This is a genomic window from Acidimicrobiales bacterium, from assembly GCA_035630295.1.
Lineage (GTDB): Bacteria > Actinomycetota > Acidimicrobiia > Acidimicrobiales > Iamiaceae > Iamia.
Map to the genome: position 1 here is coordinate 1 of DASQKY010000001.1, position 12,848 is coordinate 12,848.

The window sequence follows — 12,848 nt, forward strand, 5'->3', positions numbered from 1 at the left end:
GGCGGCCGGGCCGTCGGCGGTGAGGAAGCCCGACACCATGGTGAGGCCCCCGAACAGGAACAGCCAGTAGCCCAGGGCGTTCAACCGGGGGAAGGCCATCTCCTTGGCCCCGATGTGCAGGGGCACCAGGTAGTTGGCCAGGCCGAAGGCCATGGGCACGATGAACAGGTAGATCATCACGCTGCCGTGCATCGTGAAGACCTGGTTGTAGGCGCCGGGCTCCACCACCTGGGTCCCCGGGGAGTACAGCTCGACCCGCACCACGGTGGCCAGGGCCCCGCCCAGCAGGAAGAAGCCCAGGGCGGTGACGATGTACATGAGCCCGATCACCTTGTGGTCGGTGCTGGTCAGCAGGCCCAGGAGGCCCTGCCCCCGCACCGACGAGGGGGGCCGGTCGGGCTCCTCGTCGGCCGGGGTGGGGGCGATGTCGTCGCGCCGGCCGTCGACCGCGGTCACCCTCCCCCCTCCCCCTCGTCGGGGCCGGCCGGGCGGGCCGGCCCCTCCGGCCCGGTGGCCGACGCCTCGGCCCAGGCCGCGAACTCCCGGGCGCTCACGATGCGGACCGTGAAGTTCATCCGCCAGTGGTCGAGGCCGCAGTACTCGGCGCAGCGCCCGACGAAGGTGCCCTCCTCGGTCGGCGTCACGTCGACCTCGTTGTCGACCCCGGGCACCAGGTCGCGCTTGGACAGGAAGTCCGGTACCCAGAAGGAGTGGGCCACGTCGGCCGACACCAGCTCCAGCCGGGTGGTCCGGTCGACGGGCAGGACCAGCTCGGGCCCGGTGGTCCCGGTGCCGTCGCCGGCGACCACGACCCCCTCCCCGGGGTAGGTGAACTGCCACGACCACTGGAAGCCCTGGATCTCGACCACGACGTCGGGGTCGGCCACCTTCTCCTCGACCCTGGTCAGCGCGCCGGTCCCGAAGGCGAACAGGACGGCCACGATGACGATGGGGATCACCGTGTAGGCGATCTCGATGGGCACGTGCTCGGCCACCTGGGGGGGCAGGGTGTCGTTGCGGCGCCGGTAGCGGACGATGGACCAGGCCACCAGGGCCCACACCAGGCCGGCCACCACGGCGGCGGCCACGGTGACCGGCGTGAGCAGGCGGTCGATCACGCCCCCCTGCTCGGTGACCGGCTCCGGGGCGATCGAGCACCCGCCCAGCACCAGCACCACCAGGGCGGCCGGGGCGGGCACCACGCGGGCGAGGAGCCGTCGGCACATCGGGTGCCGACCCTACCGATCCCTCGACGGACCAGCCGGGTCGTGGGGGACGGGCGGGGCGGGCGACACGGCGGGGCACTCCCACCGGGCCCCGGGCTCACACATCGAGGCCACTGACGGCCGGCCCGATCCCCCGACCGGCGGCCGCGTCGGCCACCATCTCGACGTGGACGTGCTCTCGATGCGGACGATCTTCCGGTGCCGGGACCTGGCCGCGGCCCGGGCCTTCTGGGAGGGGACCCTGGGGCTCACGGTGGCCCGGGAGTACGGCGCCGGCGGCGTCGTCACCGGCGTGGTGCTCTTCGCCGGCGGGGGCTTCGTGGAGCTCACGGCGGCCGGGCCCGGGGAGCCGGGGGGCGCCCCGACCGGCGCCGGGCCCACGGCCGACGGGCCGGGCTCGGCCGCGGTGTGGCTCCAGGTGGCCGACGTGGCCGACGAGGAGGCCCGCCTGGTCCTGGCCGGCGTGCCCATCGACCGCCCCGCCGAGCGCATGCCCTGGGGCCTGGTGGAGTGCTGGCTGCGCGACCCCGACGGGGTGCGCATCGTCCTGGTCGAGACCCCGCCCGACCACCCCCTCCGCCGCCGCCTGGACGGCTGAGGTCCCGGCCCGCCGGTCAGCCGCCGGCGGCCACCAGCTCGGCGATCTGCACCGCGTTGAGGGCCGCGCCCTTGCGCAGGTTGTCGCCGGTGACGAAGAAGGCCAGGCCCCGGCCCTCGGGCACCGTCTCGTCGGCCCGGATGCGGCCCACGTAGGTGGGGTCGGCCCCGGCCGCCACCAGCGGGGTGGGCTGGTCGTGGAGGACCACCCCGGGGGCGGAGGCCAGCACGTCGGTGGCCTCGACCGTCGACAGGGGCCGGGCGAAGCGGGCGTTGACGGCCAGGGAGTGGCCGGTGAACACCGGCACCCGGACGCACAGCCCCGACACCGGCAGGTCGGGCAGGCCCAGGATCTTGCGGCTCTCGTGGCGGAGCTTCTGGTCCTCGTCGGTCTCGCCCCGCCCGTCGTCGACGTAGCTCCCGGCCTGGGGGATGACGTTGTAGGCGATGGTGGTGGGGAACTTGGCCGCCTCGGGGAAGGTCACCGCGGCGCCGTCGTGGGTCAGCTCGGGGGCCTTGTCGCCGGCCGCCGCCACCTGGGCGGCCAGCTCCTCGACGCCGGCCAGGCCACCCCCGGAGACGGCCTGGTAGGTGGAGACCACCAGGGCCTCCAGCCCGGCCGCCCGGTGCAGGGCCATGAGGGCCGGCATGGCCGCCATGGTCGTGCAGTTGGGGTTGGCGATGATGCCCTTGGGGCGCTGGGCCACGGCCTCCGGGTTGACCTCGGAGACGACCAGGGGCACCTCGGGGTGCATGCGCCAGGCCGAGGAGTTGTCGATGACCACCGGGCCCGAGGCGGCGATGCGCTCGGCCGTGGCCCGCGACGCGGTGGCCCCGGCCGACATGAGCACGATGTCCAGCTCCGAGAGGTCCGCGGTGGCCACGTCCTCGACGGTCACCTCGCCCCCCGCCCACGGCAGGGTGGTGCCGGCCGAGCGGGCCGAGGCCAGGAAGCGCACGCCCAGGGCCGGGAAGGCCCGCTCCTCGAGGATGCCCCGCATCACGCCCCCGACCTGGCCGGTGGCTCCCACGATCCCGATCTGCATGCCGGCCAGGCTACCGAGGCCCACCCCACCCTCCGAAGCGGGTTGCCGGCGGGTCAGGCCGCGGGCTGGTCCAGGCCGAAGGCGGCGTGGAGGACGGTGACGGCCCGGTCCAGCTCGACCTCGCGGACGATGCAGGAGATGCGGATGGCCGAGGTGGAGATCATCTCGATGTTGATGGCGTTGGCGGCCAGGGTCTCGAACACGGTGGCGGCCACGCCGGGGTGCGACTTCATGCCCGCCCCCACCAGGCTGACCCGGGCGATGCCGTCATCGGCGGTGACGGCATCGGCGCCGATCTCCGACACCAGGGCCTCGCTCAGCTCCCGGCCGGTGGGCAGCTCGTCCCGGGGCAGGGTGAAGGAGATGTCGGTCCGGCCGCCCTCGGAGACGTTCTGGACGATCATGTCCACGTTCACCTCCCGGGTGGCCAGGGTCCGGAAGAGCTGGGCGGCGATGCCGGGCCGGTCCGGCAGGTTGGTGATCGTGATCTTGGCCTCGGAGGCGTCGCCCACGACGCCCGAGACCATGGCCTGCTCCATCATCGGGTCCTCCTCGTCGATCCAGGTCCCCTGCTCCCACGTGAAGGCCGACCGCACGTGCAGCGGGACCTTGTGGGTGCGGGCGTACTCCACGGCCCGCATGGCCGGCTTGGGGCACCCGCAGGCGCACATCTCCAGCATCTCGTCGAAGCTGACCCGGGCCAGCTTGCGGGCCGTGGCCACCACCCGGGGATCGGTGGTGAACACCCCGGACACGTCGGTGTAGAGCTCGCACACCCCGCCCAGGGCGTGGGCCAGGGCCACCGCGGTGGTGTCGGAGCCCCCCCGCCCGAAGAAGGTCACGTTGCGGTCGACCGACACGCCCTGCGAGCCGCCCACCACCGGCACCCGCCCCTGGGCGATGGCCTCCCGCAGCCGGTCGGGCCGGACCTCGAGGATCTTGGCGTTCATGTGGTTGCTGTCGGTGAGGAAGCCGGCCTGGCTGCCCGTGAAGGAGTCGGCCGGCACCCCGAGGTCGTGGAGGGCCATGCACACCAGGGCCGTGGCCTTGCGCTCGCCGGCGGTGATGAGCATGTCCATCTCCCGGCCCGGCCGGGTGCGCGACACCTGGCTGGCCAGGTGGAGGAGCTCGTCGGTCTCCTTGCCCATGGCCGAGACCACCAGGACGACGTCGTCGCCCCGGCGGCGGGTGCGGGCCACCTGGTCGGCCACGTCGCGCATGCGGTCGGGGTCGGCGACCGACGTCCCCCCGAACTTCTGGACCACGAGCGCCACGGCCGGGCACGGTACCGCGCCGGCCCGGCCGGCCCTCAGCCGCTTCGCCGGCGGGGCAGGGTCGAGGGCGGCTAGGCGGGGCGGTCGGTGGCCCGGCGGACGGGCCGGGCCCGGAAGTCGGGCGGCGGCTCGGCCACCTCGGGGCCGTCGATGAGCACGGCCCAGGCCCGGAGCTGGGCCACGCCGGTGGGGATGTCGCCCCCGACCAGGACGCACAGGGCCTTCAGGTCGTCGTGGCGGAGGGACAGGACCTTGCCGTTGAAGTCGCCCCGGGCCTCGATGATGGACTGCACGTAGCGCTGCACGGGCTCGGCCGGGTCGACCTGGCGCATGGCCTCCAGGTCGATGACCAGCTTGCGCCGGTCCTTGGCCTCGGTGCCGGTGGGGCCGGTCTCGCCCAGGAGCACGCTGACCGGCACCCGGTAGAAGTCGGCCAGGGCCTTGAGGCGGGGCAGGCTCAGGTTCCGGAAGCCCCGCTCGTAGGCGCCGACGGCCGAGGCGCTCCACCGCCCACCCGAGCGCTCCTCGACGTCCGACAGCGACAGGGCCTGGGCCTGCCGGATGGCCCGGAGGCGCTGCCCGACCCGGCGGGCGAAGATCTCCTCCTCGGCCATGACGGCCGGGGAGCCGGCCTCCTCGGCGTCGCCGGCCGCCGGGGCGGGGTCGGGGGCGGGGGAGGCGGGCTCGTCGGGGGCCGCGTCGTCGGCTGGCATGCCCCCATTCTGACGCAAGCGGTGACCGGTTGGCGACGCATCGTGCGATCAGCACTCCTACCTGGGGTTGGCGGGGTCGATCCGGCGCCCCGGGGACGCCGGTCGCGGGGGGTGCCTGCTCCCGCCGGCCGCCAGCGGGTACCTTCGCCCGCCGTGACCTCGGAGGAGAAGCGCCAACGCCACAAGGACGGACACCGCAGCCGCGTGGAGGCGGCGCGCATGGCCCAGGCCCGCGCCGCCCGGCGACAACGCCTGATCGTCCTGGGGGCCGTGCTGGCCTTCGTCGTGGTGGTGGTCGTGGTGGCCGCTGTGCTGCTGGGCGGCGACGACGACTCGACGGCGGAGGACGCCGCCACGACCACCACCACCGCTCCCGGCGACGGGTCCAGCACCTCGTCCACCGACGTGCCCACCACCGTGTCGCTGCCCGCCGCCCCGACCGGCGCCACCATCGAGGACGACACCCCGTGCCCGGCCGAGGACGGCTCCGAGGAGCGGGTGTCCACCTTCGCCCAGGCCCCGCCCACCTGCATCGAGGAGGGTGAGGCGTTGGAGGCCGTGATCGAGACCTCGGCCGGGACCGTCACCGCCACCCTCGACGCCGAGGCCGCCCCCACCATGGTCAACAACTTCGTGGTGCTGGCCCGGTACAAGTACTTCGACGGCCTGCCCTTCCACCGCCTGATGCCCGACTTCGTGGCCCAGACCGGCTCCAGCGGCACCCCCGACTACGGCTCCGGCGGCCCCGGCTACGACATGCCCGACATCGAGAAGCCCACCGACGGCTACGCCCCCGGCGACCTGGCCATGGCCCGGTCCGACGCCGTGTCGGGCAGCCAGTTCTTCATCGTGGCCAGCGAGAACGGCGCCACCGCCCTCACCAACGAGTACCCCCGCTTCGGGAAGGTCACCGAGGGGCTGGAGCTGGTGGCCGAGCTGGCCGCCAAGGGCGACGAGGCCAGCAACGGCACGCCCACCGAGCTGGTCACCATCACCTCGGTCACCATCCGGTCCGCCCAGGACTGAACCGGCGACGGGCCCGGCTACCGGGGCAGGTCGGCCAGGGAGCCCGGGGCGCCCCCCACGAAGACCACGGGCTCGGCCGGCCCCACCCCCCGCCACGAGCCGTCGGGGTCGCGCACCAGGGCTGAGCCGGCGGCCAGGCCCACGATCCTGAGCGAGGCCGGCGACAGGGCCCGGGTGCGGTGGACGGCGTCCTCGGACCACGAGTCGAACCCGGGGATGACGGTGACCCCCGACAGCAGCCCCAGCCCCACGGTGAAGGCCCCGCCCCGGGGGTCGACCATCGGGTCGCACAGCACCATGGCCCCGGCGTCCACGCCGGCCAGCACCGCTCCCCCGTCCCAGGCGGCCAGGATGGCCTCCCACACCGGCGTGCCCTTCAGCACCGAGCGCACGTGCATGGGCGAGGAGCCGGCCAGGTAGACGAAGCGGGCGGCCCGCAGCTCGGCGGCCAGGTCCTCGGAGGTGGCGTCGGGGCGGCGCAGCACGTCGAGGCCCCGGACCGGCACCCCCAGCGCCCCGAAGCGCTCGGTGGCCGCCTCCACCAGGCGACTGGGGTGCTCATAGGCGGCGCCGGTGGGCAGGACCAGCACCTCGTCGATGCCGGAGGCCACCAGCTCGGCCTCGACCGCGGTGTCGGGGTGGAACGGGGAGCCGCCCACCAGGGCGAGGGGTCCGGGCATGCTGCGACGGTACTCAACGCCCCCGGGGGCGGGCGCCCGGCCCGCCCCCGCTCCCCCCTCGGGACGGGCCCGGCGCAGGCGGTTTCGGGCCGGGGACACCGGTGGGCCAACGTGAACCCATGGCCCCGCACCCCCCGACCGCCCGGCCGGGCGAGGTCCCGTGGGGCCGGGTGGTGGCCGCCGGCCTGCTGGCCGGGTTCACCTCGGGGCTCTTCGGCGTGGGCGGCGGCATCGTGATCGTGCCGGCCCTGGCCCTGCTGGCCGGCTTCCCGCCCAAGCTGGCCACCGGCACGTCGCTGACCGCCATCGTGCCCATCTCCCTGGCCGGCGCGGCCGGCTACGCCACCGCCGGCGAGGTGGACCTGGGCTACGGCCTGCTCATCGCGGCCGGCGCCCTGGCCGGGGCGGTGCTGGGCACCCGCTGGCTGCGGACCATCAGCGGGCCGGCGCTCCAGCTCGGCTTCGCCGCCCTGATGGTGGCCGCCGCCGTACGCCTGGTGGCCGGGGGGGAGGCCGACGGCGCCGGCCACCTGGACCTCGACCCCGGCGGGGTGGTGGCCCTCCTGGCCCTGGGGCTGGGCGCCGGGGTGCTGGCCGGCCTCCTGGGGGTCGGGGGCGGCATCGTCATCGTCCCGGCCCTGACCATCGCCTTCGGCCTGCCCCTGGTGCTGGCCAAGGGCACGTCGCTGGCCGTCATCATCCCCACCGCCATCGTGGGGACGATGCGCAACCGGTCCTCGGGGCTCACCGCCCTCCGGCCCGGCCTGGTGGTGGGCGGCGCCGGTGTGGCCACCGCGCTGGCCGCCTCCCAGCTCTCGCTCGACCTCGACCCGGACCTGTCGGCCGCGCTGTTCGCCGGCCTCCTCGTCGTGGGGGCCGCCCGCCTGGTGGCCACGGCCCGGGCCGACGACGGCGAGCCCGAGACGCCGGCAGGACTTGGATCGGCCGACTGACCCCTCGGTAGCCTCGCCCGATGGCCATCTCACGGGTTGGAATCGTCGGGTCGGGGATCATGGGCGCGGGCATCGCCGAGGTGGCGGCCAAGGCCGGCATCGACGTGGTGCTGCGCTCCCGCAAGCAGGAGACCGCGGAGGCGATGCGGGCCGGGCTGGAGAAGAGCCTGGGCAAGCAGGTCGACAAGGGCCGCCTGTCCGAGGAGGACCGCGACGCCGTCCTGGGCCGGGTCACCGCCACCGCCGACCTGAGTGCCCTGGCCGACTGCGACCTGGTGATCGAGTCGGTGGTCGAGGACCTGGCCGTCAAGAAGGCCCTGTTCGCCGAGCTGGACCAGGTGGTGAAGGCCGACGCCATCCTGGCCACCAACACCTCGACCCTGCCGGTGGTGGAGATGGCGGTGGCCACCGGCCGCCCCGACAAGGTGGTGGGCGTCCACTTCTTCAACCCGGCGCCCATGATGGGGCTGGTCGAGATCATCCCACCCCTCACCGCCTCGGACGAGACCGTCGAGGCCGTCACCGCCTTCGCCACGGCCTGCGGGAAGGACCCGGTGCGGGTCCAGGACCGGGCCGGCTTCATCGTCAACGCCCTGCTCTTCCCGTACCTCAACAACGCGGTGCGGATGCTGGAGAACGGCATCGCCTCCCGGGACGACATCGACGCCGCCATGAAGGGCGGCTGCAACTTCCCCATGGGGCCCCTGGCCCTCCTGGACCTGGTCGGCCTGGACACCTCGGTGGCCATCCTCGACGCCCTGTACGCCGAGTTCGCCGACCCCAACTTCAGCCCCGCGCCCGCCCTGCGGCGCATGGTGGCCGCCGGCCACCTGGGCCGGAAGTCGGGCCAGGGCTTCTACGACTACCGGCGCTAGCCCGTCCCGGCCGGCCCCGGCCGACCGCGACGGTCGGGGGCCGGGCATGATGCCGTCATGGACAACGGTGGCGAGGCCTCGGACCTGACGCCCGCCTCCCCCGACGACGCCCTGGCCCGCGCCGTGGGCGCCGCCATCGGGGGTCGCGGCGAGGACGGCGGTCGACCCACCGCCGGCCAGGTGCGCGAGGTGATGAGCCTGGCCCGGGCCTCGGCCCGGCGGGCGGGACGCAAGGCGGTCACCTCCGGGCGCTGGCTGGCCGAGGTCACCCTGGACGCCACCGGCCACCTGCCCGTGCGCGACCTGGCCACCCTCCAGGCCCACCACGACGGGCTGGCGGGGGCCCTCCTGGCCCGGCCCCTGGTCCGCAACGCCAGCCTGGCCGCGGCGGCGGTGGGGGCCACCACCGGGGCCCTGGCCGCCGCCTCCGAGGCCACGCCGGCCACGTGGGCCGCCCTGCCGGTGGAGCTGGCGGCCGAGACCCTCATCGTGGTGGCCCTGGAGATGAAGCTGGTGGGCGAGCTCCACGAGGCCGCCGGCTACCCGCTGGCCGGCGACCTGCGGGCCAACGGGCCCCTCATCGCCAAGGCCTGGGCCGAGACCCGGGGGCTGTCGGCCGGCGAGATGGCCCGCCTCCTCCGGCCCGGCCAGGGCGGGGCCCTGGCCTCCAGCGCCTCGGACCTGTTGGGCCGGTCGGCCCGCGACCAGCTGACGGCCCAGATCCGGCGCCGGCTGCTGCGGCGGGCCGGGCGCAACATGGCCACCTTCGTGCCCCTCATGGCCGGGGCGCTGGCCGGGGGCGAGCTCAACCGCCGGGCCACCCGCAAGCTGGGGCTCACGGTGGCCCGCACCCTCGGCATCCCCCCGCCGTGACCCCGACCGACCCGGGGCCCTCCCGCTGGGCCATCCCGTCGCCGGTCGAGGCCGACCCGGACGGGCCGGTGGCCGTGGGCGGTGACCTGGAGCCCGCCACCGTGCTGGCCGCCTACCGGGCCGGCGTCTTCCCCATGCCCATCGGGCGGACCGGCCGGGTGCTGGCCTGGTGGTCGCCGGATCCCCGGGGGGTCATCCCCCTCGACGGGATGCGGGTCACCCGGTCGCTGCGCCAGGCCGCCCGACGCCACCACGTCACCGTCGACGCCGCCTTCGACGAGGTGGTCCGGGCCTGCGCCGACCCCCGGCGCCCGGGGGCGTGGATCACCCGGGGCGTCCGGCGGGCCTACACCTCGCTCCACGAGCTGGGGTGGGCCCACAGCGTCGAGGCCTGGACCGCGGACGGCGCCCTGGCCGGGGGCCTCTACGGGGTGGCCGTCGGCGGGCTGTTCGCCGGGGAGTCGATGTTCCACCGCTCGCGGGACGGCTCCAAGGTGGCGCTGCTGGGCCTGGTCGACCTGCTGCGGGACGGGGGCGCCCGGCTGCTCGACGTGCAGTGGACCACCGCCCACCTGGCCAGCCTGGGGGCGGTCGACATCCCGCGCCGGGCCTACCTCGACCAGCTGGAGGCGGCCCTGCAGGCCCCCCTCCCCGCCGTCTTCGGGGGCCCGGCCCCCCGACCCGCGGCGCCGGCGGCCGGCGCCGGTGGGGTCGGGGCCGCCGGACCGGGCCATCCCCCGACCGGCGACCCCTGGGCCACGTCGTGACGGCCCGGGACGGTCGTCCGGCACGCCCCGCACGGGGTGCCGACCGGGTCCCTCGTCGGCCGCTCCGGCGTCGCTGCCGGCAGGGTACGCACGGGGCCCGAGCTCGGCTTGAGTAGTCGTTGCGCAAACCGCCGGCGCCGCCCCCGCGGGGCGCCCGTCGATCCTGCGATCGCCGGGGCCGGGATGGCATCATGCCGGGGCCGCCCGCCGCTCCGGCACCGGCCCGGAACAGGAGCACCATGACCGATCAACTCGTCTCGGATCCGGCCTCGGGCCTGTTCAGCGAGGCGATGCTCCGGGCCCTGCTCCCCTCCCGGGTGGCCACCGCCCGGCGGACCCTCCGGCAACTGGGCCTGGCCGTGGTCACGGTGGAGGGCGGTCCCGAGGCCCGGGACCTGGCCGCCATCGTGCGGGGCGCCATCCGGGACTCCGACCTGGCCGCCCGGCTCGACGACGGGGCGGTGGCCGTGGTGCTGGAGTTCACCCCCAGCGAGGGCTGCCTCATCGTCGTCAACCGGCTGCGTGACCGCATCCGGGAGATGACGCCCGACGCCGTGGTCCACGCCGGCGTGGCCTGCTACCCGGCCCACGCCATCTCGGCCGACGAGCTGGTCGTGGGGGCCCGCGACGCCGCCACCGGCTCGGACGCGGGCGAGGCGCTGATCGCCCCCATCCCGGACTGAGCGGCGTGGCCCACGCTCCGACGGCCGCGGGGTCGGGCGCCGATCCCGCCCCGCCCGGACCCCCTCCCGGCGCCGGCGCCCTTGAATGGCGTCGCTCGCGGCCGATCGTTGCCAGGTGATCGACCGTGCTGCACCCGGGGTCGTCTCGGGGTGCATCGGCCTCGTCCTGGCCGTCGCCGCCATGGCCACCGACCAGCTCTGGCTGGCGGGGGCCGCCGGCGTCGCCGCCCTGGTGGCGGGCCTGTTCACCCTGGGCCTGGCCGACCGGCTGCGGCGCACCAACGCCACCGCCGAGGCCGAGGCCAGCCGGGCCGACGTGGCCGAGCTGGAGAGCGAGGCCATGGCCGCCCGGGCCGCCCGGTTCGAGGCCGAGGCCCTCATCGCCCGCACCCACCTCTCCGAGCTGGGCGCCCCCCCGATGCCCAGCCGGATCGACCTGACCCGGGTCACCGACGCGCCGACCGGGCTGTTCAACACCGCCTTCTTCGCCGTCACCCTCGACAAGCGGGTGGCCGCCGCCCGCCGGGGGCTGCGGCCGCTGGCCCTGGCCCTCCTGGAGCCGGTGACCGGCATGGACACCGGGGAGCCGGCGCCGGCCGTGAGCCGCCCGGTGGCCGACTCGCTGCTGGCCACCCTGCGCGACTCCGACATCGCCTGCCGCCTGGACGAGGGCCTGGTCGCCCTCATCCTGGAGGACACGCCCGAGAACGGGGCGGTGTGGACCGTGGAGCGGGTCCGCCGCAACCTGGCCGCGGTGCTCGACGGGGGCACCCTGCGGGCCGGGGTGGCCTGCTACCCGGCCCACGCCTTCGACGCCGACCAGCTCCTGGACTCGGCCCACCAGGCCCTGGGGGCGGCCCGGGACTGGCGCCAGGACCGCATCGAGGTGGCCGCCGTCCCCGACGACTGAGCGGGCCACCGGGCCCCGCCCGGCGACCGGGCGGGCGCTCAGAGGGGGCCGAGCAGGCGGGCGGCGTGCTCCTGCCACCGCTCCCGGGTGATGCCGATCACCAGCATGTCGTGGTAGCGGCCGCTCATGAACTCGTGGTCGACGAGACGGCCCTCGACCTGGGCCACCCGGCCCAGGCCGGAGCTGAAGGTGGTCGAGTTGGGCTCCAGGACCTCGGCGTAGACCTTGCGCAGGTCGAACTCCGCGAAGAGGTGGTCGATCAGCAGGACCAGGCCCTCCAGGCCGGCACCCTGGGGCGCGTCGGGCCGCGACACCACGGCCACGTGGACGTGCCGGTTGCGCATGTCGGGCTCGAAGGCGCTGACCATGGCCACCATCCGGTTGCTGTGCAGGACGGCGAACTGGCAGAGGACCCGGTCCCACAGCACCCGGCCGAAGGTCTCGGGGCTCGGCGTCGTGCCCCGGAGCCGGAACCGGACCAGGTTGTCCCCCCGGGTGAACAGGTCGAGGGCCTCGCCGTGGTGGGCCCCGGTCAGGGGGGCCAGGTGGACCCGTCGCCCCCGGAGCGGGGCGCGGGACCCGGGCTGGGCCGGCTCGCCCGGCGCCGGCGCCAGCGTCTGGCTGTAGTGGTAGACGTCGCCCAGGGTGCGGATCTCGGCCAGCAGGTCGTCGGGGAGGCGGATGCCCTGCTCCTCCAACCAGGACACCACCTCCACGGCCACCATGGAGTCCCACCCGAGCTGCTCGACCAGCAGGTCGGACTCGCTCCACGCGCTGCTGTCCATGTCGAGGTGGGCACCGAGGGCGTGGGCGAAGGCGGCGAACCCGCTGCGTCGCTGGGTCGGGGTCTCGGTCATGGGCGGGCGGCCGGGGCGGGCCGGGACGCGATCACCGCCCGTCGGCGCGACGGGCGGTGGGGGGCGGCGGGCATGGGGCGTCTCCTGGGGTGGCGCGTGCGGTGCGATGGAGCGTCGGATCGGGACGGGGCCGCGGGGCCGGGCCCGGCGGGGCCTCGGGCCGGCCGGGCGGGGACGACCGGGGGCGACCCCCGCCGATGTCGTGATCCCGACCGCCTGGTCCACGTATCCCCCTCGTCTCTCATTCCCGATCCACACGCTTCTTGCCCGCCGACGCCTCCTCGTTCCAAAGTGTCCGGATCTGACTTCTTTCACCAACTTGGAACCACCCCTCGCCCTACGGGCAAGAACAGACGAGCCCCGCCCAG

15 protein-coding genes are annotated in these 12,848 nt (G+C 75.6%); 8 read left to right on the plus strand and 7 right to left on the minus strand.

Annotated elements, in window-relative coordinates; all coding sequences use genetic code 11:
- A partial coding sequence (locus VEW93_00005; GenBank protein ID HYI60168.1) for a cbb3-type cytochrome c oxidase subunit I occupies nucleotides 1–456 on the minus strand: 456 nt, incomplete at its 3' end.
- Complete coding sequence (coxB, locus tag VEW93_00010) at nucleotides 453–1,226, minus strand: cytochrome c oxidase subunit II (GenBank protein HYI60169.1); 774 nt, start codon at nucleotides 1,224–1,226, stop codon at nucleotides 453–455. The genes VEW93_00005 and coxB, both read right to left, overlap by 4 nt.
- Nucleotides 1,227–1,392: 166 nt before the next feature.
- Here coxB and VEW93_00015 point away from each other — a divergent pair, with 166 nt between their 5' ends.
- Nucleotides 1,393–1,824, plus strand: coding sequence for a VOC family protein (locus VEW93_00015; GenBank protein ID HYI60170.1), 432 nt, complete (start codon nucleotides 1,393–1,395; stop codon nucleotides 1,822–1,824).
- Nucleotides 1,825–1,840: 16 nt separating this feature from the next.
- Here VEW93_00015 and VEW93_00020 read toward each other — a convergent pair whose 3' ends face one another.
- The 3 genes from VEW93_00020 to VEW93_00030 form a co-directional block, all read right to left on the minus strand.
- Nucleotides 1,841–2,869 carry an aspartate-semialdehyde dehydrogenase gene (locus VEW93_00020; GenBank protein ID HYI60171.1) on the minus strand — a complete coding sequence of 343 codons (1,029 nt, stop codon included), beginning with the start codon at nucleotides 2,867–2,869 and terminating at the stop codon, nucleotides 1,841–1,843.
- A 53-nt stretch (nucleotides 2,870–2,922) separates the two neighbouring features.
- Nucleotides 2,923–4,143 carry an aspartate kinase gene (locus VEW93_00025; protein ID HYI60172.1) on the minus strand — a complete coding sequence of 407 codons (1,221 nt, stop codon included), beginning with the start codon at nucleotides 4,141–4,143 and terminating at the stop codon, nucleotides 2,923–2,925.
- Nucleotides 4,144–4,214: 71 nt separating this feature from the next.
- A complete protein-coding gene (locus VEW93_00030) occupies nucleotides 4,215–4,856 on the minus strand; it encodes a transcriptional regulator (protein HYI60173.1) in 642 nt (213 codons plus the stop codon).
- A 153-nt stretch (nucleotides 4,857–5,009) separates the two neighbouring features.
- Between VEW93_00030 and VEW93_00035 the strand changes: the two genes are divergently transcribed.
- Entirely contained in the window at nucleotides 5,010–5,882 is an 873-nt protein-coding gene (locus VEW93_00035) for a peptidylprolyl isomerase (GenBank protein ID HYI60174.1), read from the plus strand.
- Between the two features lie 17 nt (nucleotides 5,883–5,899).
- On the opposite strand, the gene VEW93_00040 is transcribed toward VEW93_00035, so the two are convergent.
- Nucleotides 5,900–6,562, minus strand: a complete 663-nt coding sequence (locus VEW93_00040; protein ID HYI60175.1) for a Type 1 glutamine amidotransferase-like domain-containing protein — start codon at nucleotides 6,560–6,562, stop codon at nucleotides 5,900–5,902.
- Between the two features lie 119 nt (nucleotides 6,563–6,681).
- On the opposite strand from VEW93_00040, the gene VEW93_00045 reads away from it, so the two are divergent.
- The 6 genes from VEW93_00045 (at nucleotide 6,682) to VEW93_00070 (ending at nucleotide 11,623) form a co-directional block, all read left to right on the plus strand.
- Nucleotides 6,682–7,515 carry a sulfite exporter TauE/SafE family protein gene (locus tag VEW93_00045; GenBank protein ID HYI60176.1) on the plus strand — a complete coding sequence of 278 codons (834 nt, stop codon included), beginning with the start codon at nucleotides 6,682–6,684 and terminating at the stop codon, nucleotides 7,513–7,515.
- 20 nt (nucleotides 7,516–7,535) lie between these two features.
- Complete coding sequence (locus VEW93_00050) at nucleotides 7,536–8,390, plus strand: 3-hydroxybutyryl-CoA dehydrogenase (GenBank protein HYI60177.1); 855 nt, start codon at nucleotides 7,536–7,538, stop codon at nucleotides 8,388–8,390.
- Nucleotides 8,391–8,447: 57 nt separating this feature from the next.
- On the plus strand, nucleotides 8,448–9,263 hold the full coding sequence (locus VEW93_00055; protein HYI60178.1) for a hypothetical protein: 816 nt from the start codon (nucleotides 8,448–8,450) through the stop codon (nucleotides 9,261–9,263).
- A complete protein-coding gene (gene aat, locus VEW93_00060; GenBank protein HYI60179.1) occupies nucleotides 9,260–10,030 on the plus strand; it encodes a leucyl/phenylalanyl-tRNA--protein transferase in 771 nt (256 codons plus the stop codon). Before VEW93_00055 ends, aat begins: the two co-directional genes overlap by 4 nt.
- A 239-nt stretch (nucleotides 10,031–10,269) precedes the next feature.
- The gene (locus tag VEW93_00065; protein HYI60180.1) at nucleotides 10,270–10,713 is read left to right on the plus strand and encodes a hypothetical protein; all 444 of its coding nucleotides are present in this window, start codon (nucleotides 10,270–10,272) and stop codon (nucleotides 10,711–10,713) included.
- A gap of 115 nt (nucleotides 10,714–10,828) precedes the next feature.
- Nucleotides 10,829–11,623, plus strand: coding sequence for a diguanylate cyclase (locus tag VEW93_00070; GenBank protein HYI60181.1), 795 nt, complete (start codon nucleotides 10,829–10,831; stop codon nucleotides 11,621–11,623).
- A gap of 38 nt (nucleotides 11,624–11,661) precedes the next feature.
- Here VEW93_00070 and VEW93_00075 read toward each other — a convergent pair whose 3' ends face one another.
- Nucleotides 11,662–12,480, minus strand: a complete 819-nt coding sequence (locus tag VEW93_00075; GenBank protein ID HYI60182.1) for a phosphopantetheine-binding protein — start codon at nucleotides 12,478–12,480, stop codon at nucleotides 11,662–11,664.
- Nucleotides 12,481–12,848 lie beyond the last annotated feature (368 nt).